The 26,537-nt window shown below is 62.0% G+C and carries 24 protein-coding genes; 22 read left to right on the forward strand and 2 right to left on the reverse strand.

All coding sequences use genetic code 11. The annotated features are described in order from the left end of the window. Positions 1-16 precede the first annotated feature (16 nt). The 12 genes from VV088_RS21870 to VV088_RS21925 all read left to right on the forward strand — a co-directional run bounded on the left by VV088_RS21870 (position 17) and on the right by VV088_RS21925 (position 11,641). Positions 17-1,387: an ABC transporter substrate-binding protein gene (locus VV088_RS21870; RefSeq protein WP_334602766.1), complete on the forward strand. Its 1,371-nt coding sequence runs from the start codon at positions 17-19 to the stop codon at positions 1,385-1,387. A gap of 119 nt (positions 1,388-1,506) precedes the next feature. Beyond that, complete coding sequence (locus VV088_RS21875) at positions 1,507-2,406, forward strand: carbohydrate ABC transporter permease (RefSeq protein ID WP_334602874.1); 900 nt, start codon at positions 1,507-1,509, stop codon at positions 2,404-2,406. A 12-nt stretch (positions 2,407-2,418) separates the two neighbouring features. Next, positions 2,419-3,348: a carbohydrate ABC transporter permease gene (locus VV088_RS21880; RefSeq protein WP_334602767.1), complete on the forward strand. Its 930-nt coding sequence runs from the start codon at positions 2,419-2,421 to the stop codon at positions 3,346-3,348. 3 nt (positions 3,349-3,351) lie between these two features. Then, on the forward strand, positions 3,352-3,810 hold the full coding sequence (locus tag VV088_RS21885) for a YhcH/YjgK/YiaL family protein (RefSeq protein WP_334602768.1): 459 nt from the start codon (positions 3,352-3,354) through the stop codon (positions 3,808-3,810). Positions 3,811-3,821: 11 nt separating this feature from the next. Next, complete coding sequence (locus VV088_RS21890) at positions 3,822-4,730, forward strand: dihydrodipicolinate synthase family protein (protein ID WP_334602769.1); 909 nt, start codon at positions 3,822-3,824, stop codon at positions 4,728-4,730. Positions 4,731-4,908: 178 nt separating this feature from the next. Beyond that, positions 4,909-5,676: a LamB/YcsF family protein gene (locus VV088_RS21895; protein WP_334602770.1), complete on the forward strand. Its 768-nt coding sequence runs from the start codon at positions 4,909-4,911 to the stop codon at positions 5,674-5,676. Between the two features lie 135 nt (positions 5,677-5,811). Then, entirely contained in the window at positions 5,812-7,077 is a 1,266-nt protein-coding gene (locus tag VV088_RS21900) for an NRAMP family divalent metal transporter (RefSeq protein ID WP_334602771.1), read from the forward strand. A gap of 71 nt (positions 7,078-7,148) precedes the next feature. After that, on the forward strand, positions 7,149-7,889 hold the full coding sequence (pxpB, locus tag VV088_RS21905) for a 5-oxoprolinase subunit PxpB (RefSeq protein ID WP_334602772.1): 741 nt from the start codon (positions 7,149-7,151) through the stop codon (positions 7,887-7,889). Next, positions 7,886-8,827: a biotin-dependent carboxyltransferase family protein gene (locus VV088_RS21910; RefSeq protein WP_334602773.1), complete on the forward strand. Its 942-nt coding sequence runs from the start codon at positions 7,886-7,888 to the stop codon at positions 8,825-8,827. The genes pxpB and VV088_RS21910 overlap by 4 nt, the downstream gene beginning before the upstream one ends. Positions 8,828-8,840: 13 nt before the next feature. Then, positions 8,841-9,662, forward strand: a complete 822-nt coding sequence (locus VV088_RS21915; RefSeq protein WP_334602774.1) for a putative hydro-lyase — start codon at positions 8,841-8,843, stop codon at positions 9,660-9,662. 199 nt (positions 9,663-9,861) lie between these two features. After that, complete coding sequence (locus VV088_RS21920; RefSeq protein ID WP_334602775.1) at positions 9,862-11,055, forward strand: hypothetical protein; 1,194 nt, start codon at positions 9,862-9,864, stop codon at positions 11,053-11,055. Next, positions 10,970-11,641, forward strand: coding sequence for a hypothetical protein (locus tag VV088_RS21925; protein ID WP_334602776.1), 672 nt, complete (start codon positions 10,970-10,972; stop codon positions 11,639-11,641). Before VV088_RS21920 ends, VV088_RS21925 begins: the two co-directional genes overlap by 86 nt. 384 nt (positions 11,642-12,025) lie before the next feature. On the opposite strand, the gene VV088_RS21930 is transcribed toward VV088_RS21925, so the two are convergent. Continuing rightward, entirely contained in the window at positions 12,026-14,128 is a 2,103-nt protein-coding gene (locus tag VV088_RS21930; RefSeq protein ID WP_334602777.1) for a PAS domain-containing protein, read from the reverse strand. Positions 14,129-14,904: 776 nt separating this feature from the next. Between VV088_RS21930 and VV088_RS21935 the strand changes: the two genes are divergently transcribed. The 5 genes from VV088_RS21935 (at position 14,905) to VV088_RS21955 (ending at position 19,588) form a co-directional block, all read left to right on the forward strand. Further along, positions 14,905-15,129: a helix-turn-helix domain-containing protein gene (locus tag VV088_RS21935; protein ID WP_334602778.1), complete on the forward strand. Its 225-nt coding sequence runs from the start codon at positions 14,905-14,907 to the stop codon at positions 15,127-15,129. A 21-nt stretch (positions 15,130-15,150) separates the two neighbouring features. Beyond that, on the forward strand, positions 15,151-15,531 hold the full coding sequence (locus VV088_RS21940; RefSeq protein WP_334602779.1) for a sporulation initiation factor Spo0A C-terminal domain-containing protein: 381 nt from the start codon (positions 15,151-15,153) through the stop codon (positions 15,529-15,531). 618 nt (positions 15,532-16,149) lie between these two features. Further along, positions 16,150-16,320 carry a hypothetical protein gene (locus VV088_RS21945; protein WP_334602781.1) on the forward strand — a complete coding sequence of 57 codons (171 nt, stop codon included), beginning with the start codon at positions 16,150-16,152 and terminating at the stop codon, positions 16,318-16,320. 103 nt (positions 16,321-16,423) lie between these two features. Beyond that, the gene (locus VV088_RS21950) at positions 16,424-18,337 is read left to right on the forward strand and encodes an acyl-CoA dehydrogenase family protein (RefSeq protein WP_334602782.1); all 1,914 of its coding nucleotides are present in this window, start codon (positions 16,424-16,426) and stop codon (positions 18,335-18,337) included. Between the two features lie 33 nt (positions 18,338-18,370). Beyond that, positions 18,371-19,588 carry an FprA family A-type flavoprotein gene (locus tag VV088_RS21955; RefSeq protein ID WP_334602783.1) on the forward strand — a complete coding sequence of 406 codons (1,218 nt, stop codon included), beginning with the start codon at positions 18,371-18,373 and terminating at the stop codon, positions 19,586-19,588. Positions 19,589-19,665: 77 nt separating this feature from the next. Here VV088_RS21955 and VV088_RS21960 read toward each other — a convergent pair whose 3' ends face one another. Then, on the reverse strand, positions 19,666-20,496 hold the full coding sequence (locus tag VV088_RS21960; RefSeq protein ID WP_334602784.1) for a helix-turn-helix transcriptional regulator: 831 nt from the start codon (positions 20,494-20,496) through the stop codon (positions 19,666-19,668). A 359-nt stretch (positions 20,497-20,855) separates the two neighbouring features. Here VV088_RS21960 and VV088_RS21965 point away from each other — a divergent pair, with 359 nt between their 5' ends. The 5 genes from VV088_RS21965 (at position 20,856) to gnpA (ending at position 26,493) form a co-directional block, all read left to right on the forward strand. Further along, on the forward strand, positions 20,856-22,238 hold the full coding sequence (locus tag VV088_RS21965) for a carbohydrate ABC transporter substrate-binding protein (protein WP_334602785.1): 1,383 nt from the start codon (positions 20,856-20,858) through the stop codon (positions 22,236-22,238). A 97-nt stretch (positions 22,239-22,335) separates the two neighbouring features. Further along, positions 22,336-23,208, forward strand: coding sequence for a carbohydrate ABC transporter permease (locus VV088_RS21970; protein WP_334602786.1), 873 nt, complete (start codon positions 22,336-22,338; stop codon positions 23,206-23,208). Between the two features lie 12 nt (positions 23,209-23,220). Then, positions 23,221-24,105 carry a carbohydrate ABC transporter permease gene (locus tag VV088_RS21975; protein ID WP_334602787.1) on the forward strand — a complete coding sequence of 295 codons (885 nt, stop codon included), beginning with the start codon at positions 23,221-23,223 and terminating at the stop codon, positions 24,103-24,105. A gap of 9 nt (positions 24,106-24,114) precedes the next feature. Beyond that, entirely contained in the window at positions 24,115-24,318 is a 204-nt protein-coding gene (locus VV088_RS21980) for a DUF6903 family protein (RefSeq protein ID WP_334602788.1), read from the forward strand. Positions 24,319-24,330: 12 nt separating this feature from the next. After that, positions 24,331-26,493, forward strand: coding sequence for a 1,3-beta-galactosyl-N-acetylhexosamine phosphorylase (gnpA, locus tag VV088_RS21985; protein ID WP_334602789.1), 2,163 nt, complete (start codon positions 24,331-24,333; stop codon positions 26,491-26,493). The last annotated feature ends 44 nt before the right edge of the window (positions 26,494-26,537 follow it).

Raw genomic sequence — 26,537 nt, forward strand, 5'->3', positions numbered from 1 at the left:
TGAAGGAGGAACTGCAATGAAAATGAAGAAACTTGCCGCAGCTGTTCTGGCCATGGCCATGGCCCTGTCTCTGGCCGCCTGCGGCGGCCAGAACAGCACGTCGAGCACCCCGTCCGGCAGCGGAAGCGGCAGCCAGGCCCCTGCCCAGAGCACCCCCGCCCCCTCCGGCGCCGCCACCGAGATCACTGCCTGGATTTACCCCGTGGGCGGCTGGCAGACGGAGAGCAACGTCAAGCCCCTGATCGACCAGTTTACCGCCGATACCGGCATCAAGGTCAACCTGGAGTGGCTGGCCTACGCCGACGGTGACGACAAGGTGAACACCGCCATCTCCGCCAAGAACGCCCCCGACCTGATCATGGAGGGTCCCGAGCGTCTGGTGGCCAACTGGGGCGCCAACGGCTACATGGTGGACCTGTCCGACATGATCGACGACACCGACCGCAACGAGATCAACGCCGCCGCTCTGGCCGCCTGCACCAGCCCCGACGGCAAGATCTATCAGTACCCCATGTTCATCACCGCCCACTGCATGGCGGTTAACCTGGACGCCTTTAAGGCGGCCGGCGCCGACCAGTATCTGAACCTGGACACCCACACCTGGACCACCGACGGCTTCATCAAGGCAGTAGAGGCCCTCTACGCCAAGAAGAACGACACCGTGGCCGCAGTTTACTGCAAGGGCCAGGGCGGCGACCAGGGTACCCGGGCGCTGGTCAACAACCTGTACGGCGGCACCTTCACCAACGCGGAACACACCCAGTACACCTGGGACGACCCCAACAACATCAAGGCTCTGGAGCAGCTGAAGAGCATGAAGGGCATCGCCTTTGACGCCTCCCTGGAGGGCGGCGACGAGCTGAAGCTGATGTATCAGGAGATTCTGGACATGGCCTTCTGCTGGAACATCGCCCAGCAGCTGGACCCCGCCGCCGCCGGCGGCGAGCCTGGCAAGACCATCAACGGCCAGGAGATCGTGTGCATGAACTTCCCCTCCCCTGACGGCACTCCCGTTCTCCAGGGCGGCATCTGGGGCCTGGGCATCTTCAACAACGGCGATCAGGCCAAGATCGACGCGGCCAAGGAGTTTGTCAAGTACATGTGCGACTCGGAGCACACCGGCGAGGCGGCCAAGATCTCCAACTTCTTCTCCGCCCGCACCTCTGCTGAGGGCACCGATCTGACCAACATCTTTGCCGACAATGCCATCATGACCGACTACAACAAGGTGATCCTCCCCAACCTGGGCGACTACTATCAGATTACCACCGGCTGGGCCGGCGCCCGCACTGAGTGGTGGGAGATGCTCCAGAAGGTGGGCAAGGGCGACGATATCGCCGCCTCTGTAGCCGAACACGTGGCCAACGCCAACGCTGCCGCAGGCTGAGTCCCTGTCATATCAGAACTCAAAGAGATAAGGGTTTGTGCGCCCCTCTCCCGTGAAGGGCGGGAGAGGGGCGCTTATTTGGTTGTAAAGGAGTGTTGAGCTTGGCAAAGCAACCCACTATGAGCCGGGCGCTGCAGCGCCGGGAGAACATTGCCGGCTATCTGTTCATGCTGCCCAGCCTGATCTTCTTCCTTGGCTTTGTGGTCATCCCCATGATCATCTGCATCCTCCTCAGCCTGACCGACGCCAATATGCACACCGAGGGCATGTTCGGCAATTTCATCGGTCTGGGCAACTTTGTCCGCCTGTGGGCTGACAAGGACTTCCTGGCCGCGCTGAAGAACACCTTTGTCATCGTGATCGTCAGCGTGCCTGCGGTGTGCGCCTTCTCTCTGTGGGTGTCCTCCGCCATCTACCGGATGAAGGGCCCCATCCTGTCCGCCTTCCGGTGCATCTTCTACCTGCCGGTGGTCACCGGCTCGGTGGCGGTCACCGTGGTGTGGGCTTGGATGTATCACAACTACTACGGCGTGTTCAACTACATCCTGGGTCCCCAGGGCCTGGGCCTGATCGAGGGCCGGATCAACTGGCTGGGGGACGAGCGGTTCGCCCTGGGCTGTATCATCCTGATCCTGTTCACCACCTCGGTGGGCCAGCCCATCGTCCTGTATGTCTCTGCCCTGGGCAACGTGGACCAGACCCTCATCGAGGCCGCTGAGGTGGACGGAGCCACCGAGTTCCAGGTGTTCTGGAAGGTGAAGTGGGCCCAGATGCTGCCCACCACCCTGTACATCCTGGTCATCACCACCATCAACTCCTTCCAGTGCTTCGCTCTGATCCAGCTGCTGACCAAGGGCGGCGCGGGCACCGACACTGTAATGTACCGCATCTACTGGACCGCCTTCAAGCTCACCGAGCAGGCGGGTCACTTCGGCTACGCCAACGCCATGGGCGTGGTGCTGGCCATCTTCATTGGTCTGCTGTCCGCCGTCCAGTTCAAGCTGGCGAAAGAGAAATAAGGGGGTGCTGGTATGAAAATTCAAAGCGGCCGCAGCCGGGCCTATCGGATTGCGTCCCTCATTATCCTGGTCATTTTGGCCTTTCTGTTCACCTTCCCGCTGTACTGGATCATCACCGGCGCGTTCAAGCCCAGTGCGGACATCAACTCTGTCGAGCCGGTCTGGTGGCCCAGCGAGTGGGTGACCAACAACTTCAAGGCGCTGTTTGACAAGCGCAGCGCCCCCCTGTGGGAGATCTTCATGCCCTTCGGCAGCTTCACCAACGCGGAGAAGAAGCGGGTGGTCCTGTTCGCCGGTCCCACCACCCCCGCCGCCTTCCGGTGGCTGATCAACGCGGTGTTTATGGCGGTGGCCGCCATGATCATCACCTGCTGCACCGCCGCCATGGCGGGCTACGCCCTGGCCAAAAAGCGGTTCAACGGCCGGGCCCTGCTGTTCTCCCTCATTGTGTGCGCCATGGCCCTGCCCAAGCAGGTCCTCCTGATCCCCCTGCTCCAGGAGATGTCCAAGCTGCGGCTGTACGGCAGCCTGTGGGCGGTCATCTTCCCCACCGTAGGCTGGCCCTTCGGCGTGTTCCTGATGAAGCAGTTCTCGGAGGGCATTCCCGGAGAGATTCTGGAGGCCGCCCGCATCGATGGCGCCAGCGAGCTGAAGACCTTCTCCACCGTGGTCATGCCCATGATCAAGCCGGGCATCGGCGCGCTGGCCATCTTCACCTTCATCAACTGCTGGAACGACTACTTCATGCAGCTGGTCATGCTGGACGCCAACAACGTGTACACCATCTCCATGGGTATCTCCACCCTCCAGGCGGAGACCTCCACCGATACGGGACTGCTGATGGCGGGCGCGGCCATGGCCTCGGTGCCCATCATCATCGTGTTCCTGATCTTCCAGAAATATTTCACCCAGGGGATTGCCATGGGTGCGGTAAAGGGGTAAGCTATGATTTATGCCGGAAATACCGATGCCCGGACCTACCGGGGCATCCACCCCAACCTGGATCTGGCCCTGGAGCACATCACACCGGAGTTTTTGGCCCAGGTGGGCGGAGAGCCCACCGAGCTGAAGGGCCGGGACGTGTATGTGACCCGCTTCACCTACGAGACGGTCCCGGAAACGGAGAGCTTTTTCGAGGCCCACAAAAAGTACCTGGACATCCACATCATGACCGATGGCTCCGAGGGGGTGGAGCTGGCCCCGCCGGGGGAGCTGGAGGAGTTCGACCGGGTGGAGGCCAACGACTTCTACGCCTACCGGGGTCCGGCCCGCTTCAGGCTGGCCCTGTCCCCGGGGAGCTTCCTGGTGGTCTTCCCCAACGACGCCCACCGCATCAAAATGCAGCTGGACGCCCCCAGAACGGTGACCAAGGTGGTGTTCAAGGTACGGATTATTGACGATTAAGGAGTGATGTTATGAAGGATCTTTCCAAATATCAGGGGATTTTCCCCGCTTTCTACGCCTGCTATGACAAGGAGGGCAGGGTGGACGGCGCAGCCGTCCGGGCGCTGGCCAAGTACCTGCTGGACAAGGGGGTCAAGGGCCTGTACGTGGGCGGCTCCTCCGGGGAGTGCATCTACCAGAGCACGGCCGAGCGGAAGGAGACCCTGGAGCAGGTTATGGCCGAGGTGGGAGGCAAGCTGACCATCATCGCCCATGTGGCCTGCAACAACACCGCAGACAGCCGGGAGCTGGCCGCCCACGCCGAGAGCCTGGGGGTGGACGCCATCGCCGCCATCCCGCCCATCTACTTCCACCTGCCCCCCAAGGGCATCGCCAAGTACTGGAACGACATCTCCGCCGCCGCCCCCAACACCGATTTCATCATCTACAACATCCCCCAGCTGGCGGGGGTGGCCCTCACCGTGCCCCTGCTCCAGGAGATGCTGAACAATCCCCGGGTGATCGGGGTGAAGAACTCCTCCATGCCCGTCCAGGACATCCAGATGTGGCGGGATGAGGGCGCGGTGGTCTTCAACGGCCCGGACGAGCAGCTGCTGTCCGGTCTGGCCGCCGGGGCCATCGGCGGCATCGGCGGGACCTACGCCGCCATGCCCGAGCTGTATTTGGAGATCCTCCGCTGCTTCCAGGCCGGAGAGCTGGAGAAGGGGCGGGAGGTCCAGAACGAGTGCTGCCGTATCATCTACAAGATGTGCTCCGCCCAGGGGAACATGTACGCGGTGATCAAGGAGGTCATCCGCCTCCAGGGCGGCCCCGACGTGGGGAGCGTCCGCGCCCCCCTGCTGGAGCTGGAGGAGAGCGACCGGGCGGTTACCGCAGAGGTCCACAAGCTGATCCAGGCCGCCATCGCCAAATACTGCTGACCCGCATCGATGCGTCCAGACGGACCGTCCTCTCCGGGCGGTCCGTCTTTTGTGGGTTCCTGACAAGTTTCTGTTGCGTTAAAACGAAAAATATGGTAATATAGATGCATGCGATCCAGATTGCGCACAGCATAGCAGGAGAGAGTTCCCAAGTTAAGTTAAGAAGGAGGAATCCCCTATGTACAAAGTAGATCTGAACAGCGACCTGGGTGAGAGCTTCGGCGCCTATACTATCGGTATGGACGAGGCGGTCATCGCCCATGTCTCCTCCGCCAACGTGGCCTGCGGCTATCACGCCGGCGACCCGCTGGTGATGGACAAGACGGTTGCCGCCTGCAAGGCCGCCGGTGTGGCTGTGGGCGCGCACCCCGGCTTCCCCGATCTGATGGGCTTCGGCCGCCGGAACATGGTCTGTTCCCCCAAGGAGGCCAAGGCCTACATCCAGTATCAGATGGGCGCGCTCCTGGCCTTCACCGCCGCTCACGGCGTGAAGCTCCAGCACGTCAAGCCCCACGGGGCCCTGTACAACATGGCCGGTAAGGACATGGACCTGGCTCTGGCCATCGCTGAGGGCATCGCCAGCGTGGACAAGGACGTGATCCTGCTGGGTCTGGCGGGCAGCAAGATGCTGGAGGCCGGCAAGCAGGTGGGCCTGAAGACCGCCAGCGAGGTCTTCGCCGACCGGGCCTATCAGGCGGACGGCTCCCTGGTGCCCCGCTCCAAGCCCGGCGCGGTGATCCACGACAAGGACGAGGCCATCGCCCGCACCATCCGCATGGTCACTGAGGGCAAGGTCACCGCCGTCACCGGCGAGGAGGTCTCCATCGACGCCCACTCCATCTGCGTCCACGGCGACAACCCCTCCGCGGTGGAGTTCGTCAAGAACATCCGGGCCCGCCTGGAGGCCGAGGGGGTCACTATCGCCCCCATTGCTGACATTGTGTGATTTTTTAGAAGGTTTTTGGTTGGAAAAGGAAAGAGAAAACAGTCTCCTTTGACAAAGGAGACGTCATTTGCAAGGCAAATGACAGCGGTTCGTTTTGCAAGAGAGAGGAAAACTGACTATTTTGGAGGTACTTAAATGAGTAATAATCTCGCAAACAGCGGCGCAAAGCCCAGCCGTTCTGTACTGTTCGGCGCGGCCTTCCTGATGGCTACATCTGCCATCGGCCCCGGCTTCCTGACCCAAACTTCCACCTTCACCGCCCAGCACGGCGCGGCCCTGGCTCTGGTTATCGTGCTGGTCATTCTGATGGATATCACCGCCCAGATGAACATCTGGTCTGTGGTCTCCGTATCCGGCATGCGGGCTCAGGATGTGGCCAACAAGCTGCTGCCCGGACTGGGCGTGGTCATCGCCATTCTGGTGGCAATCGGCGGCCTGGCCTTCAACGTGGGCAATGTGGGCGGCGTGGCCCTGGGCTTCAACGCCATGCTGGGCCTGGACCAGAAGATCGGTGCGATTATCGCCGGCTGTCTGGGCATCATTATCTTTGTGAACAAGAACGCCAAGACCATCATGGACAAGGTGGCCACCGTGCTGGCCGCCGTCATCCTCCTCACCGTGCTGGTGGTGGCCGTCAAGTCCCAGCCCCCCATGGGCGAGGTCGTCAAGGGCCTGGGCAGCTTTGACAAGCTGCTGAATACCGAGACCGGCATGTTCACCGCCCTGACCACCATCTTAGGCGGCTCCTGCGGCGGCTACATCGCCTTCTCCGGCGCTCACCGCCTGCTGGACGCCGGTATCTCCGGCCCCGAGAACGTAGGCCATGTCCGCCGCAGTGTGGTTCAGGGGTGCGGCACCTCCGGCCTGGTGCGTATCCTGCTGTTCCTGGCCGTGCTGGGCACCTGCACCGTGGGCACCACCTGGGTGGCCGAGAACGCTCAGATCATTACCGACGCCGCCAAGGGCGGCAACCCCGCCGCCGAGGCCTTCCGTCTGGCTGCCGGCGACCTGGGCTACCGGCTGTTCGGCCTGTGCCTGTTCTCCGCGGGCGTCTCTTCCGTGGTGGGCGCGGCCTTCACCTCCGTCTCCTTCCTGAAGACCCTCCACCCCATGATTGCCAAGTATGAGCGCCAGTGCGTCATCGGCTTTATCGCTTTCTCCACTCTGATGATGGTCATCGTGGGCAACGCCGCCCAGCTGCTCATCGTCGCCGGCGCTTTCAACGGACTGATTCTGCCCATCACCCTGGGCGTCATGCTCATCGCCAGCCGCAGCAAGCGGATTGTGGGCGAGAACTACAACCACCCCATATGGATGATTATCCCGGGCATTGTTGTGGTGGCCATTGCCCTCTACTCCGGCGTACAGTCCGTTCCCAACATTGTGAATCTCTTCAAATAAATAAAAACTCCCCTTCAGGGCAGGGCCAGGTCTTCCCGGGCCTGCCCTGAATATGCGAAAGGAGATTTTCTATGGCAGACGTCAGATTTCTGCTGACGGGCGATACCTCGGTGTGCGTGGAGTTCGGCAACGAGATCAGCGAGCCCATCAACGCCCAGATCCGGGCCTTCAACATCGCCCTGAGCAAAAGCGACATCCCCGGCATCGTGGAGACGGTGCCCACCTACCGCTCCCTCATGGTCCACTACAACCCGGAGGTCATCCGCTGCGCCCCCCTGATGGACAAGCTGAAGTGCCTGCTGGGCCAGCTGGACAAGGTAAAAATCCCCCCCAGCGAGGTGCTGGAGATCCCCGTTCTCTACGGCGGGGAGGAGATGGGCCCCGACCTGAAGTTCGTGGCCGAGCACAACGGCAAGACGGTGGAGGAGGTCATCAAAATCCACACCTCCACCGAGTACCTCATCTATATGCTGGGCTTCACCCCCGGCTTCACCTACCTGGGCGGCATGAGCGACGAAATCGCCACCCCCCGGCTGAAGACCCCCCGGGTGAAAATTCCCGCCGGTTCGGTGGGCATCGCCGGGTCCCAGACCGGGGTGTACCCCATCGACTCCCCGGGCGGCTGGCAGCTCATCGGCCGCACCCCCGTGCGGATGTACGATGCCGGCCGGGCCACCCCCATCCTGCCCCAGGCGGGCCAATACATCAAGTTCTATGCCATCGACCAGGCGGAGTTTGACAAAATCGCCGCCCAGGAGGCGGCAGAGGGCTATCAGGTCAAACGTCACCCCAGGAAGGAGGGCGGAGCATGAGTATCACCGTATTAAACCCCGGCCTGCTCACCACCGTCCAGGACCAGGGCCGCGTGGGCTATCAGCAGTTCGGCGTGTCGGTGTCCGGGGTGATGGACCCCCGGTCCGCCGCCCTGGCCAACATCCTGGCGGGCAACGACCAGGGAGAGGCGGTGCTGGAGTGTACCATGATGGGTCCCCAGCTCCAGTTTGACAAGGCCAACGTCATCGCCATCACCGGCGGCGACCTGGGTCCCACCCTGGACGGCAAAGCCGTTCCCAACTACCAGGCGGTGGCCGTCCGGGCGGGACAGGTGCTGAAGTTCACCGCCCCCAAGACGGGCTGCCGGGCCTTTATCGCCTTCGCCGGAGGGCTGGACATCCCCGTCACCATGGGCAGCCGGTCCACCTATATGAAGGCCAAGATCGGCGGCCATCAGGGCCGGAAGCTGGAGAAGGGGGATGTCATCGGCTTCCGGGCTCCGGCGGAGACCCTGAAGCGCATGGAGGACCGGGTCCTCAAGCCCGAGTTCGCCCCCAGGCCGGTGTACACCCTCCGGGTGGTGCTGGGTCCCCAGGACGACGCCTTCACCGATGACGGCCTGCACACCTTCCTCAGCGAGACCTATACCGTTACCCCCGAGTTTGACCGCATGGGCTGCCGCCTGGACGGCCCCGCCATCGCCCACAAGGACGGCGGCGACATTATCTCCGACGGCATCGCCTTCGGAGCCATTCAGGTGCCCTCGGCGGGCACGCCCATCATCATGCTGGCCGACCGTCAGACCACCGGCGGCTACACCAAGATTGCCAACGTGATCACCGCCGACTTCCGCATCCTGGCCCAGCTGAAGACCGGGGACAAGGTGCAGTTTGTGGAGACGCCGGTGGAGTACGCCCAGAGCCTGCTGCTGGCCCAGCGCTCCGCCCTGAAGGCGCTGAGCAAAATCAACAACTGAGGAGGTACGTCAAATGGCGTTTGATATCACCCCTTATATTGACATGAAGCCGTCTCAGGTCCGCCAGCTCATCCGGGAGGGGACCATCGACTTTCCCACCGCCGGTATGTGCCGGGGCTACGCCCAGGCCAATCTGGTCATCCTGCCCCCGGAGTATGCCGCCGACTTTGAGGAGTACGCCAAGAAAAATCCCTTCCCCTGTCCCATTCTGGAGATCATCAAGGGCACCCCGGAGACCCACGACATGGGGGAGGGGGGCAACATCTGCTCCGACATCCCCCGGTACCGGGTGTATGAGAACGGCGTGTTCACCAAGGAGCTCACCGACGCCTCGGAATACTGGAAGGAGGGCTATGTGGGCTTCCTCATCGGCTGCTCCTTCTCCTTTGAGGAGGCCCTGATGCGGGAGGGCATCGAGGTGCGCCACATCGCCCAGGGCCGCAATGTGCCCATGTACAAGACCAACATCCAGACGGTGAAGGCCGGCCCCTTTGAGGGCCCCATGGTGTGCTCCATGCGGCCCATGACCCCGGAGAACGCCAAAAAGGCCTACGAGATCACGGTAAAAATGCCCAACGTCCACGGCGCGCCCGTCCACATGGGGGACGCCGCCGGGGTGGGCGTGGCCGACGTGATGAAGCCCGACTACGGCGAGGCGGTGGACGTCTACCCCGGCGAGATCCCCGTGTTCTGGCCCTGCGGAGTGACGCCCCAGGCCGCCGTGGAGAACGCCAAGCCCCCCATCGTCATCACCCACGCCCCCGGCCACATGTTCATCACCGATATCCTGAACACCCAGCTCAACGACTATCTGGAGGCGAAGAAGCACGCCTGACCGGAACAGGCTCCCGTCCAGCGGACGGGAGCCTGTTTGCGTCCCAACGGATTGTGCAAAGAAACGGGAAATCGCTTGAATCAAGGGGGAATGCATGGTATAATGTCCCAAACAGGAGGGACTGGCATGGAACAAAAAGACAGACAGCGAATCGTCTCAGTGCTGACGGCACAGATCGAACCAACCGGCAGCATGCGCTTTGGAAAGATCCGTCAGGTGTTTCGGGAGGAGGGCATCGACCCGGCGGTGTTCGGGGGACCAGCTGTCCCCCGACGAGGCGGAGCTGAAGCAGCAGACCGCCCCGCTGCAGCGGATTGTGCTGAATTTTGTCCTGATCCCCATGAGCCTGCCGCTGCTCCGGCAGTTCCAGAGGCTGTGCGGCAGCGAGCTGCGGATGGTGGCGCTGCGCAGCCTGTGCGTCCGGCGGATCGGGCGCTATCTGCTGGGGGAGACGGGCGGCGTGCTGGATGACAGCGCCGCCCGGACTTCCCGGCTGGCGGTGCCGCTGGAGCGGGAGACCCCCAAGGGACAGCGCATCTACTGCGTACTCGCCGCCAATACCCGGAAGGACGTCCCCGTCCCCTGGTACATGGACGGCCTGTGCTACCCCGGTCAGGAGGACGAGAAGGGGTACGGCCGGTGGCTGTGCCAGACCTTTGGCCTGCCCAACGAAGAGACCGAGCAGGGCCGCCCCTCCGCCCCCTTTCCCCCCGACGGAGCGGACCTCCTGGAGCGGGCCGCCCAGGGGAGCTGTTCGCTGGGGGAGGTCCTGACCGGCTTTGAGGCTCCGGACCTGTTGGACAGCGCGGTGATGCTGGGCCAGACCGAGACGGTGCGGGCTCTGATAGACACGCCGGGAGAGGCGGAGCGGCTGGGCCTGACGGCTGCGGAGCTGGAGGCGGCCCTGGAGACGATGAGCGAGCCGGAGGGCAGCGTCACCCTCTGCTCCGCCGGAAGGCGGCTGTGGCGGGCGCTGGGCGGACGCCGGGGCCAGGCGGAGCGGTGCTTCCTCACCGCGCTGCTGCTGGGCGATCCGGCGGCGGTGAGCGGCCTGCTGGACGTATACCGGGGCGAGGGGCGCATTCAGGAGGTGCTGGTGCTCTTCGACCGCTGGCGGGACGCCATGGACGGGCGCATCTGGAGAGGGTGTATGGACTGCCTGCTCCCCACCGGCGTGGTGGACGTGGGCTGGGCGGTGGGGGAGGATGTGCTCTATTTCCTCTCCCCCCCCCCAGGTCATCGCCAGGCTGAAGAAGCTGGGGGAGGAGACCGCTCCGCCCCAGACGGTCCGCCTGCTGGAGGAGGCCATGCCCCTTCTGCTCCGGCTGGAGCGCGCCCTGGTGGAGGGCGAACACCTGGACCAGCTGTTCAGCCTGCAGCTGAGCCTCTTTGAACCCATCCTGCGGGTCTGCAGAGAGGAGGAGGTGCGCCGCTTTGTCACAGTGGACGGCGCGCTGGCCGGACCGGAGCTGTCCCGCCTGCAGGCGCGGGCCGCAGAGGGGGGCTGTACCGCCCTGGCGGTCTACTGCGGCAGCGTGCTGGGGCTGGGGACCCAGACCATCCAGGCCCAGGCCCAGACCTGCTTCCGCACCCTGATGGACCAGACGGCGCGGGGGAACGCCCAGGAGCGGCAGGAGGCGGTGCGGCTGATTCAGCTGCTCTTCCGGGAGGAGTATGAGTCCAACCAGGCGGAGCTGTTCCCCATCCGCCTGCAGGCGATCTTAAAGACCCTGCCCAGCCAGGAGGGGACGGCGGGGCTGACCAATATGCTGACCCCCACCCTGTCCAGGGCGGCGCTGGAGGCCATGCTCCGCACCCCTTACGCAGACGACCAGGAGGTGGTCCTGCCGCCCCATCACCCGCCGGGAGCGGTACGTGGGCCGGGAGGACGCCTTTCAGAGTCTGGACAGTATGGTGTGCAGCTGCGTCAATACGGTGGTGCTGGGGGCGGAGGGCTTTGGCAAGAGCAATCTGCTTAGCCGCTTCTTCAACCGGGAGTACTGCCGGCGGATGGCCCGGCAGGAGCAGATCCTGATCAAGCGGCTGGCCTACGAGGCGGGGCTGGAGACCCAGCAGGTCTACACCTTCTTTGCCGACGCCGTCCGGGACGCCGCCCAGGTGCTGCTGGAGATCGGAGAGGAGGGGGGCCTGGCAGTCCATCCAGCAGGCCGCCGACCTCTACAGGACCCCCGCCCGGCCTTGCGGGGGTTCCGGCGGCCGGCGGGAAGGGAATTCTGGGTGCAGGCGGCCGAGGGTAAAACGGACCAGAACCGCGCCTTCTTGGCCGCCAGGCCGCTGGAGTCCGTTTGCGCGGAGCAAAAAACGCCGAGTCCTGAGCGGTTCGAAGCTCAGGACTCGGTTTGTTATGTCTGGGAATGGCCCAGAATCTCCTGGAGGGTGGCAAACAGCTTGCCCACATCAATGGGCTTGCCCAGGTGGCCGTTCATGCCGGCGGAGAGGACCCGCTGGCGGTCCTCCTCGAAGGCGTTGGCGGTCATGGCCACGATGGGCATCCGGGCCAGCCTGGGATCGGTCAGAGCCCGGATCGCCTTGGTGGCCTCAATGCCGTCCATGACTGGCATCTGGATGTCCATGAGGACCAGGTCGTAGGGGCTGTCCGCAGAGTGCTGGACCATGTCCACCGCCTCGGCCCCGTTGGAGGCTGCCGCTACGATGCAGCCGGCCTCCTCCAGAATGGTCATGGCGATCTCCTGATTCAGCTCGTTGTCCTCCACCAGCAGGAGACGCCAGCCGGTACACGGCTGGATGGCGGGGGCCTCCGTCCGCTCCTGGGCGCCGGGGGGCTCGCTGAGGCGGAAGGGGAAGCTGCAGGTGAAGGTGCTGCCCTGGCCCAGCTGGCTCTCCACGGCGATCTGGCCGTTCATCAGGTTGACCAGGTTCTGGGTGATGGACATGCCCAGGCCGGTGCCCTGGATGCCGCTGACCGTGGAGGTCCGCTCCCGCTCGAAGGGTTTGAAAATGTGGTCCAGGAACTCCGGAGCCATGCCGATGCCGGTGTCTCGGATGCGGAATTCGTAGATGGGAACGTCCGGGCTGTCCCCGGGGCGCTCGGTGACGCGGACCGAGATGTCTCCGCCGGAGGGGGTGAACTTCAGCGCGTTGCTCAGGATGTTCAGCAGCACTTGGTTCAGCCGCAGCTGGTCGCAGACCACGTAGGGGTGGAGCAGGGCGCTGTCGTCCAGGCGGAGGTGCAGTCCCTTGCTCTCCACATCGGCGTGGATGATGGACTGGAGGTCCCGCAGGACCTGGGACAGGCTGCAGGGGGCGGCGTCGATGGCCAGCTTGCCGCTTTCGATGCGGCTCATGTCCAGCACGTCGTTGATCAGGCTGAGGAGGTGGCTGGAGGAGGCCCGGATCTTGTCCAGATAATCCCGCACCAGCTCCTGGTCGTCCAGGTGGGTGGCGGCCAGATTGGTAAAGCCGATGATGGCGTTCATGGGGGTGCGGATGTCGTGGGACATGTTGTTCAAAAACATGGTCTTGGCCTGGGAGGCCCGCTGAGCCCGTTCCAGGGCCTCCTCCAGCAGCTTGTGCTGCTCGGTGAGCTTTTCGTCGGTCTCCTTGCGATGGGTGATGTCTACAAACATGCCCACGTAGGTGATGGGGGTGCCGTCCGCCCGCCGGGAGAGCTTGCCGGTGGCCCGGAACCAGCGGTAGCCCCGGTCCTTGGTGAGGAGGCGGTACTCCACGTCGTAGAGGGTCTTTCCGGTGTAGTCGTCGATGGTGGCGTAATACTGCTTCAGCACCCGGTCGCGGTCGTCGGGGTGGAGCAGGTCGGACCAGGAGGAGAGCACGTTGGGGAAATCCTCCTCGTCCCGGTAGCCGATCATGGCGCGGAAATCCTGGCTCCAGAAGACGCTGACCATCTGGCCCTGCTGGTCGAAGTCCATCGTCCACATGCCGGAGCTGAGGATCTCGTGGACCAGCTTCAGGGCGGTGGTCTCGTGCTCCAGAGCCTCCAGGGCCGCCAGCCGCTCCTGAGCCAGCTGAGCTATGTGGGTGTTGTCAATGGCTTTGAAGTGCTTTTCGGTGGCGTCCTTGACAAAGACATAGAAGAGGCTGCCGTATTGCTCGGAGTGGACAAAGTGGCCGTAGTCCTCGATCCACCGGACTGCGCCGTCCTTTCGGATGATGCGGTATTCCACGTAGTCCAGCTCGCTGCCGTGGGCGTATACCTGCTGCTGGATGCTCTGCTCCGTATTCTCCTGGTCCTCCGGGTGCACCAGTCCGGGGAAGGTGTAGCCGGTGTAAGCCTGGAACTCCTCCAGGGTCTCGCAGCCGTATATATGGATCAGGGCCTGATTGGCATAGATCAGACGCTGGTCCCCTCCGGCATGATAGATAAAGAAGCCGCCGGGCATCCCCGCTGTGATCTGTTCAATGATGGGAAACGTCTGCTCACTGAACAGCAGAGAATGGGAGTCTGTCCGCTTGCGCCTCTGCATTGTACTCACCTGCCCCTTCCGCTGTATCGTCATACAGGTAAATTTTATCATGTTCCGGCGGTCTGTCAAGTCAAAGATGCATTCCGCTCTGGGCATTTTGCGGGGCGGGGCGAAAAAATAGATCGTGAATATTGACAAGAAAAAGAGTTCAGGCTATAATCCTTTTGCTGCGATAACCGGTCCTGATTCGGCGGCTTCGGAGGCGGGAACACCCCTTTCAGCCGCCCTGCCAAAGGGCGCAGGACAAGAAAAGCAACTTCTATGTTCAAGTCTTTCATCACGTTGATACATTTGGATAAAGGGGATGCGCTGTTATGAAGCGAACGATCACAGATCTGGACGGTACCTCCAACTCCTTCCGGCGGCTCTGACACGCCTGAATACCAGCAGGGGGGGCGAGACCTTGTTCCAGCGGCTGAAGCATGTGGTGACCCGCTTTGACCGTATTCTTGAACAGCTGGAACGGATGCTCCAGGAGATATTGTCCGTTTTATCATCTTCAATTGATCCGGGCCGCCGCTGAGGAGGATGGGCCGGAGGTCTTGCATTTGGAAATTCCTGTTAAATCATCCCGAAGTTTTTGAGGAAGCTCTTGCGGTACAAGGACTTTCCAGGAAAAGCTTCGGGATATTTTTTAAAAAAAACCGGCATATCATGCACACTGAATGAAGTGTTGCTTCTACAAACGAGCAAAAATCGACAAAATTTGATATAACGGAAATTTTTTTCCTGGTAATTTTGTCCCACCCCTTCTATGCTTTTGGAAGGGGGTGAACATGATGACCACCGCGCTCTTGGACCATGAGAAATTCATGAAGGCAATGGAGATGGCGGGCTTTACTCAGGAAGAGTTTGCAGAAGAAATCGGCATCACCGACAGACATGTGCGCAATTTAAAGGAAAAAGATACCAACATCTCTGTCTCCCTGCTTTACCGGATCAGTCAGGTTTTCCATATTCCAATGGAAAGCCTCTTAATAGTAAGAGAAGTGGACGAATAGGAATCGTGGGAGGGGATCGAGATGGGAACAGAAGCGATCATGGAAGAGGATCTGCAGAGGAACACCAACCATTTGCTGCACCGGCTGGGCCTGACAGCGAACTACAGAGGATACTTCTATGTTTCTTATGGGATCATGCTGTGCGCCAAGGAGCAGGAGCGGCTGCTGCTGGTGACCAAGCGCCTGTATCCAGAGGTGGCAAAGCGGTACGGCACCAACTGGAAGGCGGTGGAGCGGAGCATTCGCACCGCAAGCGGGGTGATCTGGCGGGGGAACCGCCTGCTGCTGGAGGAGATCGCCGGCAGGCGGCTGGACGGCATCCCCCGGGCGGCCCAGCTGCTGGCAATCCTGGCGGCGGAGGTCCGGGGAAAGGACCCTCAGCCGGAGCGTCCGGCGGAATGACGGCCCCTTCGGGACCACACTTACATCCTGGGCGGCGTGACCGGCCAGGGTGTATGATCCCAGCCGGCCCCAGGCGTTCGGTCATACGCCGGGCAGGACCCTGTGGCGCACAGACCGGATCTTCCACGGCCAAACCATGACCGGCATTGCCTGCGGATGTGCGTTTCCCGGAAGAGCGCTGGGGCGTCTGTGTCTGGATACGATGGAGGAATTCTGTACCTGATGCGCTCTTCAAGTGAGGCTCTGCAGCCCGCTGTCCCCCGCGCAAACTTCAAACGGGTCATTATGGAAGCTTCAGCATAAAAACCGTCCCTGCAAGGCACGCCTTGCGGGGACGGTTTTCTGCGCGTTTTGGTCACAGCGGCTGGGCTAAGCGCTCTCGATACCTCTTCTGTACCCAAATTCGCTCGCCGTTTATTGCGCCCGGATCGCTCAAGATTTGCACTTGATTCTCTTTTACCCCCAGCTGGACCGGCAAGGCACTGTGTGTGGATATTTACCTTTCTTAAAAGTGATATACCGTGGGTGTGATTTGTCAATCTATTCAGTGCGATCATATACAGGCCAAAGATGGACGCTCCTACCAGCCTGTTGATTTTTGGCGAAAGAGCGGCTATCATGGAGCCGTTTCGGACTGTAGGAGGTGGTCTGCTCTCCCCCCTGTACCGCGATCCCGAACGCATTGCCGGCCCTGACGGCTTCGAGATGCGCCCCCTGCTCAACCCTGTGGTGGACCTGCAAAAGCGTAAAGATCGAAGCGGCCTCCATTTGTCAAAACGCCGAAAATGAAAAAAATATTTCTGACCGGATTGACAAATTGAGCAGATGCAGTATAATGGACTAAAATGGTACTACATCAAAGAATATCGAACATAGAGGAGGAAATATCTGTATGCTGTATCAAACCACACAGGAGCATGAGGAGCTGCGGGCAAAGGTCAGGGAATTTGCCGAGGCTGAGGTGAAACCCATTGCCTTCATGCTGGACCAGAACAACCAGTTCCCCACCGAGGTGGTCCAAAAGATGGGTGAGCTGGGCATCATGGGCCTGCCCTACGACAAAAAGTACGGCGGCGCGGGGGCGGACGCCCTGAGCTACGCCATCGCCGTGGAGGAGCTGGCCCGGGTGGACGGCGGCGTGGGCGTGATTCTGTCCGCCCACACCTCACTGGGCACCTACCCCATCTACGCCTTCGGCAATGAGGAGCAGAAGAAAAAGTATCTGCCCGATCTGTGCTCCGGCAAAAAGGTGGGGGCCTTCGGCCTGACCGAGCCCAATGCCGGCTCCGACGCCGGCGGCACCGAGACCACCGCCGAGGACATGGGGGACCACTACCTCCTCAACGGCGAGAAAATCTTTATCACCAACGGCGGCCAGGCCGACACCTATGTGGTCTTCGCCGTCACCACCCCCGGCATCGGTACCCGGGGCATCTCCGCCCTCATCGTGGAAAAGGGCTGGGAGGGCTTTACCTTTGAAGAACACTACGACAAAATGGGCATCCGTTCCTCCGCCACCTGCCAGCTGAACTTCAACAACGTGAAGGTCCCCAAGGAGAACCTGCTGGGCAAGGAGGGCCAGGGCTTCAAGATCGCCATGGCCACCCTGGACGGCGGCCGTATCGGCATCGCGGCTCAGGCGCTGGGCATCGCCCAGGGGGCCTATGAGGCCGCCGTGGAGTACTCCAAGGAGCGGGTTCAGTTCGGCAAGCCCATCTGCCAGCAGCAGAACGTGGCCTTCAAGATTGCCGACATGGCCACCAAGCTGCGTTGCGCCCGGTTCCTGGTCTACTCCGCCGCCGAGCTGAAGCAGGCCCACGTCCCCTACGGCATGGAGTCCGCCATGGCCAAGCAGTACGCCTCCGACATCGCCCTGGAGGTCACCAACGACGCCCTCCAGATTTTCGGCGGCTGCGGCTACATCAAGGGCATGGAGGTGGAGCGGTTCTACCGGGACGCCAAGATCACCACCATCTACGAGGGCACCAACGAAATTCAGCGGGTGGTCATTGCCTCCCACATCCTGGGCAAGGCGGCCAAGGAGGCCCCCTCCGCCGCCGCAGCTGGTCCTCGCGGGCCCGAGACGGGCGCCCGGAAGCGGCTGATCCTCAAGGACGGCACCGCCCAGGAGAAGGTGGAGACCCTGGTGGCCAACCTGAAAAAGGACGGCCACGACTTCACCGTGGGCATCCCCATGGACACCCCCATCACCCAGGCCGAGCGGGTGGTCTCCGCTGGACAGGGCATTGGAGCCAAGGAGAACATGAAGCTCATTGAGGACCTGGCCAAAGCCGCCGGCGCGGCGGTAGGCTCCAGCCGTCCCGTGGCCGAGACGCTGAAATATGTACCCATCAACCGCTATGTGGGCATGTCAGGCCAGAAGTTCAAGGGGAATTTGTACATCGCCTGCGGCATCTCTGGGGCCATCCAGCATTTGAAGGGCATCAAGGATGCCTCCTGCATTGTGGCCATCAACACCAACCCCAACGCCAAAATCTTCAAGAACTGTGACTACGGCATTGTGGGCGACGTGATGGAAATTCTGCCCCTGCTCACCGCCGCTCTGGACACCGGCGAGAAGCTGCCCGCCCCGCCCATGACCAAGATGAAGCGCATGGCCCCCAAGAAGGTCTATCAGCCCCGGAAGCTGTATGTCTGCAACGGCTGCGGCCACGAGTACGACCCCATGCAGGGCGACCCGGAGAACGAGGTCAAGCCCGGCACCGCCTTCAAGGACCTGCCCGAGGGCTGGACCTGCCCCCACTGCGGCGAGGCTGTGGACGCGTTCATCGAGATTGAGGCGTAACATATCACAACAAAACATTAAGGAGGAAACCTTATGTATAATTACCGCATGGTCACCGACGACCTGTACTGGGTAGGCGCGGACGAGCACCGGCTGGCCCTGTTTGAGAACATCCACCCCCTGTACCACGGCGTATCCTACAACGCCTACGTCCTGCTGGATGAGAAGACCGTCCTCTTTGACACCGCCGACTGGGCGGTGGGCCGGCAGTTCATCGCCAACGTGAAGGCGGTGCTGGACGGCCGTCCTCTGGACTACCTGGTCATCAACCACGTGGAGCCCGACCACGCCGCCTCCATCGAGGAGATCCTCCTGCGCTGGCCCGACGTGAAGATCATCACCACCCCCAAGGCGGTCACCCTGCTCAACCAGTTCGGCTTCGGCCTGGACCCCAGCGCCATTCAGGAGGTGGCCGAGGGGGACACCAAGTGCTTCGGCAAGCACACCGTGGCCTTTGTCTACGCCCCCATGGTCCACTGGCCCGAGGCCATGGTCACCTTCGACACCACCAACGGGGTGCTCTTCTCCGCCGACGCCTTCGGCTCCTTCCGCTCTCTGGACGGCAAGCTCTTTGCCGACGAGTTCGACTTCGACCGGGAGTGGATTGACGACGCCCGCCGGTACTACACCAACATCGTGGGCAAGTACGGTCCTCAGGTGGTGGCCCTGCTGAACAAGGCGGCCAGCATCGTGGGGCTGGAGAACATCAAGTACCTGTGCCCCCTCCACGGTCCGGTGTGGCGCAAGGACCTGGGCTACATCATCGACAAATACACCCATTGGGCCACCTACGAGCCGGAGGAGAAGGGCGTCATGATCGTCTACGCCTCCATGTACGGCAACACCGAGGCCGCCGCTGAGGTTCTGGCCGCCAAGCTCACCGCCCGGGGGGTGACCAACACCCGGCTGTATGACGTGTCCTCCACCCACGTCAGCTACCTGATCTCCGACCTGTTCAAGTACAGCCATCTGGTGCTGGCCTCGGTCACCTACAACCTGGGCATCTTCCCGCCCATGCACAACTTCCTCATGGACATGAAGGCCCTCAACCTGCAGAAGCGCACGGTGGCCATCATGGGCAGCGGCTCCTGGGCGCCCCGCTCCGGCGCGCTGATGAAGGAGGAGATTGAGTCCCTGAAGAACATGACCGTCCTGGATGAGGAGATGACCGTCACCTCCTCCCTCAAGGCGGACAACGAATCGGAGATCGACGCCCTGGCCGACGCCATTGCCGCCTCTGTGCTGGGCTGATCCCGCAAGCTGGGTCCAGACCGCAAAACACCCGCCGCAGTTCTCTGCGGCGGGTGTTTCAGTCTGTTTTCGGGTCCTCAGGACCGGTGCTGGCGGCGGTACTCAATGGGACTGATCCCCTCCACCCGGCGGAAGCACTGGGAGAAGTAGCTGGGGGAGGAGAAGCCCAGCATCTGGGCGATGAGGGACAGGGTGTGGTCGGTTTCCCGGAGGAGGAAGCGGCTCTCCTCCACCCGGCGGGAGATCAGGTAGCTGATGGGGGAGGCGCCGAATTCCCGGCGGAAGGCGTGGGCCAGGTAATATTTGTTGACGTGGGCCAGCCGGGCCAGCTGGTCCAGGCTCAGATCCTCCTTAAAGTGGTTGTCGATGTACCGCCGCACCAGACTGCACTCCCGGCTGCCCCGGGGATCGGGGGACTCCTCCGCCAGGGACAGGTCCTCCTGCCGCTCCATCAGGATCAGCACCACGCCCAGCAGATGGCCGCACAGCTCCTCCCAGCCGGGACGGCCCTCCCTGGCCTCCTTCAGCATCAGGTCCAGGCAGTTGAGCAGCTCCCGCCAGCCGCTGTGGAGGTGGAGCATGGTGCAGCCGTCTGCGGCGCTGACAGCCTCCAGCCCCTCCACCCCCAGGACGATGTACTCCAAAGGGCTGTCCATCTGGCTCAGCTCCGTGTGGAGCACGTTGGCGTTCACCACCACCAGATCGTGGATCGCGACGGGGAATTCCTCGTACTGGGTGCGGAACCGGCCGTGGCCGTCGGTGATAAAGAACAGCTCGGCACAGCCGTGGGTATGGAGGTTGGAGTTCCACTCCTCGGAATACTGGGTTTTCGAGATGTAGCTCAGCCGCGGGACCCCCCGGCTGGAGGCCGGCGCGGTCCGGGAAAAGGTGTATTGACGGCTGCTCAAGAAGATCCCTCCCATCCTGCGCAATTTTACGAAACTGGGTAAAATACAAACCTTGGAGCCTATTATACCTCCAGCGCAACATTTGTGCAACTCCCAAGGAGCGATCCTCATTTTTGGCGGCGGTTTGGGATGTATTTCGAACAGGCTCCCCGCCGCTGCCGGGAGAAATTATCGATCTTTCCGAAAGAGAGGGGGGCGGAGGGGAGAAAACTGTGCAAATTCCAAAAAGAGCAATATATCTAAAAAGTTGCGCAAGAATCGGGCTGTTCTCCGGCGGGGAGCGCATATATACTAAAAGGCGTAAGGCCCGGGATTCCGGCCAAATGTGCAGTTCCATCAATTTGAGGAGGTTTGAAACGATGAAAAAGATGCTTAGCTTGCTCCTTGCATCCGCCATGTCCCTGTCCCTGCTGGCCGGCTGCGGCGGCGCCCCCGCCCCTGCCCAGTCCAGCACCCCGCCCGCCCAGTCCGGCTCCAGCCAGGACAGCTCTGAGCCCGCCGCCCCCGCCGGCCCCATCAAGGTGGCCGCCCTGTCCTCCGGCTACATTGACGCCTACCCCGATATGTGGAAGGAGGTCTGCGAGGCTTTCACCGCCGAGACCGGCATCGAGGTCACCCTCACCCTGGAGAAGAACCTGGAGGACGTGATCGGTCCCTCCATGCAGGGCGGCGACTACCCCGACGTGGTGCTGCTGGCCACCGGCCGTGAGAAGGGCCTGACCGAGCAGTTCATCAAGGATAAGCTCATCACCGACATCACCGACGTGCTGTCCATGAACATCCCCGGCGAGAGCGCCACCGTGAGCAGCAAGCTGATTCCCGGCTTTGTGGGCACCAACGCCACCAATCCCTACGGCGACGGCAAGACCTACCTGGCCCCCATGTTCTACTCCCCCTGCGGCCTGTTCTACAACGCCAACCTGTTCAATGAGAAGGGCTGGACCGTCCCCACCACCTGGGACGAGATGTGGGAGCTGGGCGACAAGGCCAAGGCCGAGGGCATCGACCTGTTTACTTACCCCACCACCGGCTACTTTGATGCCTTCTTCTACGCCCTGATGTACTCCGTGGGCGGCCAGGACTTCTTCAACCAGGCCACCTCCTACGCCGAGGGCGTGTGGGATACCGCCGAGGGCCAGCAGTGCTTTGACATCGTGGCCAAGCTGGCCGAGTACACCGCCAAGGTGACCCCCGCCCAGGCCAACGAGAGCGACTTCAGCCAGAACCAGCAGCTGATCCTGGACAACAAGGCCCTGTTCATGCCCAACGGCACCTGGATCGTGGGCGAGATGGCCGACGCCCCCCGTGAGGACGGCGACGCCTTCCAGTGGGGCATGACCGCCCTGCCCGCCGCCAAGGACGTCGGCGCCAGCTACGCCTTCCTGGAGCAGATCTGGATTCCCTCCGGCGCGCAGAACGTGGACGCCGCCAAGCAGTTCGTCGCCTATATGTACAGCGATGAGGCCGCCGGCATCTTCCTGAAGGGCGGCGCGGTCCAGCCCATCAACGGCATCGTTGACAAGCTGGAGGGCGACAACGGGATGTTCTACTCCATCTACGACAACGGTGCCAACGCCGTGGTAGGCATCTTCTCCTCCTACGCCTCCGTGGCCGGTCTGGGCACCGTGCGCGAGGTCTTCTTCGATCCCATCAACGGCCTGGTCAGCGGCAACGTGACCAAGGACGAGTGGATCGCCGGCATCAAGTCCGCCAGCGACCAGATGCGGGAGAACCTGGTGTAATAACGATCGCAAGTCTGGATCAATAGTCTGTCATGCAGGCGGCGGTGAGCGGGATCTGCTCACCGCCGCCGCTGATTTGAGAGAAAGGAGCGATTCCATGCACAGCAAAGGCCGCAGCCGGTTCATCGTTTTGTGTGTCGCCCCGGCAGTCATCCTGTTTTTCCTCTTTATGGTACTGCCCACCGTCAACGTCTTCCGCATGTCCCTCTTTGAGCGGGGGGCCTACTCCCCCACCGAGACCTTTGTGGGGGTGAACAACTTCAAGGTCCTGTTCAAGGACGCCAAGTTTATCGCCTCCATGCAGAACACCATCCTGCTCATCGTCACCGTGACCATCATCACCTTCTTCTTCGCCATCGTCTTTGCCGCCATCCTGACCCGGGAGAAGATCAAGGGCCAGAATTTCTTCCGCATCGTCTTCTACATCCCCAACATCCTGTCCGTCGTGGTCATCGCCGGTATCTTCTCCGCCGTCTACAAGCCGGAGAACGGTATGCTGAACAGCATCTTCTCCCTGTTCGCCGGGCGGGAGGTCATGGTGCTGTGGAAGGACCAGCCTATGGTCATCGTCAGCATCATCATCGCCATGGTGTGGCAGGCCATTGGCTACTACATGGTCATGTACATGGCCTCCATGGCCGCCGTCCCCGCAGACCTGTACGAGAGCGCCGGGCTGGACGGCGCGGGCCGGGTGAAGCAGTTCTTCCAGCTCACCCTGCCCCTGATCTGGACCAACATCCGCACCACGCTGACCTTCTTCATCATCTCCACCATCAACATGGCCTTCCTGTTTGTGAAAGCCATGGTGGCCAAGGGCTCCTCCGACGTGGCCCTCAGCTTCATGTACAACCAGAAGGACGCCGGCCTCTACGGCTATTCCATGGCCGCCGGCGTGGTAATCTTCCTGTTCTCCTTCCTGCTGTCCGCCCTGGTGAATAAGGTGACGGCGCGGGATGTGCTGGAAATGTAAGGGGGCGCTGGTATGACAACGAAAAAGACCTCCGGAGACCGGCTGTATCAGGTCTTCATCTACGTTGTGCTGGCCATGCTGGCCATCGTGATCATTGTGCCGGTGGCCTGGGTGTTCCTGGCCTCGGTGAAGCAGAACAGCGAGTTCTACGGCAACCCCTGGACCCTCCCCGCCTCCTTCTACTGGCAGAACTTTGTGGACGCCTGGAACGCCGCCAGCATGGGCAGCTATATGCTCAACTCGGCGCTCGTCACGGCGCTGTCCCTGGCCATCCTGCTGGTGGTGGCCCTGCCGGCGGCCTACTGTCTGTCCCGCTTCCGGTTCCGGGGGGGACGGTTCCTCAACGTCTGCTTTATGGCCGGGCTGTTCATCAATGTGAACTACATCGTGGTGCCCATCTTCCTGATGATGCGGGACTGGGACAGCTGGATGAACTACTTCTTCGGAAAAACCATTTTTTTGAATAATCTGTTCATGCTGGCCATTGTCTATGCCGCCACCGCCCTGCCCTTCACCGTCTACCTGCTGTCGGGCTACTTCGCCACCCTCCCCCACGACTTTGAGGAGGCCGCCTACATCGACGGCGCGGGCTACGGTCAGGCCATGATCCGGGTGATCTTCCCCATGGCCCAGCCCTCCATCATCACCATCATCCTGTTCAACTTCCTGTCCTTCTGGAACGAGTACATCATCTCCATGACCCTGATGAGCAGCTCCACCGGACAGAAGACCCTCCCCGTGGGCCTGCTGAACCTGATGCAGGGCCAGCAGTCCAAGGCGGAGTTCGGCATCATGTACGCCGGTCTGGTCCTGGTGATGCTGCCCACCCTGATCCTCTACATGTGCGTGCAGAAGAAGCTGACCCAGGGCATGACCGTGGGCGGACTGAAAGGTTAAGGTGACACCATGAAATTCTGGAAAGAACATACCAGTCTGCGGGTGACGCTGATCGCCCTGTTCTTCTTCCTGGGGCTGGGCCTGGTCATCTATGGCTGGACCCTGACGGGCAAACTGTCCGGCCTGGGGCTGATGATTGTGGGCGTGATCCTGCTGCTGGCCGCCCTGATGATCTACAACAAACCCTTCGAAACGGAAAAACGCAAGCTGTAAAGGGAGGCATACATGAGCGATACATACAAAACCGGCCGGGTGACCATCCCTACCGATGTGGACGTGGTCCCCGAAACGCTGGAGCTGCTGAAGCGCTGGGGGGCGGACGCCATCCGGGACTGCGACGGCACCGACTACCCCGAGGAGCTGAAGGGGGTGGACGCCAAGGTCTACTCCACCTACTACACCACCCGGAAGGACAACGCCTGGGCCAAGGCCAATCCGGACGAGGTCCAGCAGTGCTATATCATGACCGGCTTCCACACTGCCAGCGGCGGTCCTCTGTCCATCCCCCTGATGAAGGGGGTCAGCGCCGAGCTGATGGAGGTCAACGACCGGGACGACATCAAACGCTGGTGGGAGGTGGTGGACCGCACCACCGGCCGGCCCCTGGCCCCCGAGGCGTGGCGGTATGAGGACGGCTGCGTGACCATCGGCAGCCCCGAGGACTTTCACGATTACACCGTCAGCTTTCTGGCCTACCTGATCTGGGACCCGGTCCACATGTACAACGCCGTCACCAACGGCTGGACCAATTTTGAGCACCAGATCACCTTTGACGTCCGCCAGCCCAAGACCAAAGCCTTCACCATGGAGCGGCTGCGGAAGTTCATCGCTGACCACCCCTATGTGAACGTGATCCGGTACACCACCTTCTTCCACCAGTTCACCCTGGTCTTTGACGAGCTGAAGCGGGAGAAGTATGTGGACTGGTACGGCTATTCCGCCTCCGTCTCCCCCTATATCCTGGAGCAGTTCGAGCGGGAGGTGGGCTACCCCTTCCGGCCCGAGTACATCATCGACCAGGGGTACTACAACAACCAGTACCGGGTCCCCTCCAAGGAATTTAAGGATTTTATGGCCTTCCAGCGCCGGGAGGTGGCCGCCCTGGCCAAGGAGATGGTGGACATCACCCACGAGCTGGGCAAGGAGGCCATGATGTTCCTGGGGGACCACTGGATCGGCACCGAGCCCTATCTGGACGAGTTCAAGTCCATCGGCCTGGACGCCGTGGTGGGCAGCGTGGGCAACGGCTCCACCCTGCGGCTCATCTCCGACATCCCGGGGGTGAAGTACACCGAGGGGCGGTTCCTGCCCTACTTTTTCCCTGACACCTTCCACGAGGGGGGGGACCCCGTCCGGGAGGCCAAGGAGAACTGGGTCACCGCCCGCCGGGCCATTTTGAGAAAGCCCATCGACCGCATCGGCTACGGCGGCTACCTGAAGCTGGCCTGCCAGTTCCCCGAGTTCATCGACTATGTGGAATCGGTCTGCAATGAGTTCCGGGAGCTGTACGGCAGCATCAAGGGGGCCACCCCGTACTGCGTGAAGACGGTGGCCGTCCTCAACTCCTGGGGCAGGGCCCGGTCCTGGGGCTGTCACATGGTCCACCACGCCCTGTATCAGAAGCAGAACTATTCCTATGCTGGAGTCATCGAGGCCCTGTCCGGAGCCCCCTTCCACGTGCGGTTCCTCAGCTTTGACGACCTTAAGGCCGGCCCGTCCATCCTGGACGGGGTGGACGTCCTCCTCAACGTGGGGGACGGCGACACCGCCCACACCGGCGGGGCAATTTGGGAGGACCCAAACGTCTCCGCCGCAGTGAAGCGGTTTGTCTGGAACGGCGGCGGCCTCATTGGCGTTGGGGAGCCCTCGGGCCACCAGTACCAGGGCCGCTATCTCCAGCTTGGGTCTGTGCTGGGGGTGGAGAAGGAGACCGGTTTTACCCTCAACTACGACAAGTACAACTGGGAGGAGCACCGGGACCACTTTATCCTGGCCGACTGCCAGGGAGAGGTGGACTTCGGAGAGGGCAAAAAGAGCATCTACGCCCTGGAGGGGGCCCAGGTGCTGGTCCAGCGGGACAAGGAGGTCCAGCTGGCGGTGAACGAGTACGGCAAGGGCCGGGCGGTGTACATCTCCGGCCTGCCTTACTCCTTTGAAAACAGCCGCCTGCTCCATCGGGCGGTGCTGTGGTCCACCCGCAGCGAGGGGGAGCTGCATGTGTGGCTGTCCACCAACTGCAATGTGGACGTCCATGCCTATGTGGACAGCGGAAAATTCTGCGTGGTCAACAACACCTACGAGCCCCAGTCCACCACGGTCTGCCGGGGGGACGGCTCCAGCTTCCCCCTGGATCTGGCCGCCAATGAGATCCGGTGGTATGAGTTTTGAGGGAGGTCCCTGCCAGACCCCGTGCCATGACAAACAAGCCCTGC

The sequence above is a fragment of the Lawsonibacter sp. JLR.KK007 genome, assembly GCF_036941135.1.
Classification (GTDB): Bacteria; Bacillota; Clostridia; order Oscillospirales; family Oscillospiraceae; genus Lawsonibacter.

Coding starts and splice junctions, on each gene's coding strand:
- VV088_RS21950 (WP_334602782.1), top strand. CDS start 16,424: ATGCTGTATCAAACCACACAGGAGCATGAGGAGCTGCGGGCAAAGGTC.
- VV088_RS21975 (WP_334602787.1), top strand. CDS start 23,221: ATGACAACGAAAAAGACCTCCGGAGACCGGCTGTATCAGGTCTTCATC.
- pxpB (WP_334602772.1), top strand. CDS start 7,149: ATGGCAGACGTCAGATTTCTGCTGACGGGCGATACCTCGGTGTGCGTG.
- VV088_RS21890 (WP_334602769.1), top strand. CDS start 3,822: ATGAAGGATCTTTCCAAATATCAGGGGATTTTCCCCGCTTTCTACGCC.
- VV088_RS21955 (WP_334602783.1), top strand. CDS start 18,371: ATGTATAATTACCGCATGGTCACCGACGACCTGTACTGGGTAGGCGCG.
- VV088_RS21925 (WP_334602776.1), top strand. CDS start 10,970: ATGCCCCTTCTGCTCCGGCTGGAGCGCGCCCTGGTGGAGGGCGAACAC.
- VV088_RS21965 (WP_334602785.1), top strand. CDS start 20,856: ATGAAAAAGATGCTTAGCTTGCTCCTTGCATCCGCCATGTCCCTGTCC.
- VV088_RS21940 (WP_334602779.1), top strand. CDS start 15,151: ATGGGAACAGAAGCGATCATGGAAGAGGATCTGCAGAGGAACACCAAC.
- gnpA (WP_334602789.1), top strand. CDS start 24,331: ATGAGCGATACATACAAAACCGGCCGGGTGACCATCCCTACCGATGTG.
- VV088_RS21885 (WP_334602768.1), top strand. CDS start 3,352: ATGATTTATGCCGGAAATACCGATGCCCGGACCTACCGGGGCATCCAC.
- VV088_RS21875 (WP_334602874.1), top strand. CDS start 1,507: ATGAGCCGGGCGCTGCAGCGCCGGGAGAACATTGCCGGCTATCTGTTC.
- VV088_RS21930 (WP_334602777.1), bottom strand. CDS start 14,128: ATGCAGAGGCGCAAGCGGACAGACTCCCATTCTCTGCTGTTCAGTGAG.
- VV088_RS21900 (WP_334602771.1), top strand. CDS start 5,812: ATGAGTAATAATCTCGCAAACAGCGGCGCAAAGCCCAGCCGTTCTGTA.
- VV088_RS21895 (WP_334602770.1), top strand. CDS start 4,909: ATGTACAAAGTAGATCTGAACAGCGACCTGGGTGAGAGCTTCGGCGCC.
- VV088_RS21970 (WP_334602786.1), top strand. CDS start 22,336: ATGCACAGCAAAGGCCGCAGCCGGTTCATCGTTTTGTGTGTCGCCCCG.
- VV088_RS21935 (WP_334602778.1), top strand. CDS start 14,905: ATGATGACCACCGCGCTCTTGGACCATGAGAAATTCATGAAGGCAATG.
- VV088_RS21945 (WP_334602781.1), top strand. CDS start 16,150: ATGGAGCCGTTTCGGACTGTAGGAGGTGGTCTGCTCTCCCCCCTGTAC.
- VV088_RS21870 (WP_334602766.1), top strand. CDS start 17: ATGAAAATGAAGAAACTTGCCGCAGCTGTTCTGGCCATGGCCATGGCC.
- VV088_RS21915 (WP_334602774.1), top strand. CDS start 8,841: ATGGCGTTTGATATCACCCCTTATATTGACATGAAGCCGTCTCAGGTC.
- VV088_RS21910 (WP_334602773.1), top strand. CDS start 7,886: ATGAGTATCACCGTATTAAACCCCGGCCTGCTCACCACCGTCCAGGAC.
- VV088_RS21980 (WP_334602788.1), top strand. CDS start 24,115: ATGAAATTCTGGAAAGAACATACCAGTCTGCGGGTGACGCTGATCGCC.
- VV088_RS21880 (WP_334602767.1), top strand. CDS start 2,419: ATGAAAATTCAAAGCGGCCGCAGCCGGGCCTATCGGATTGCGTCCCTC.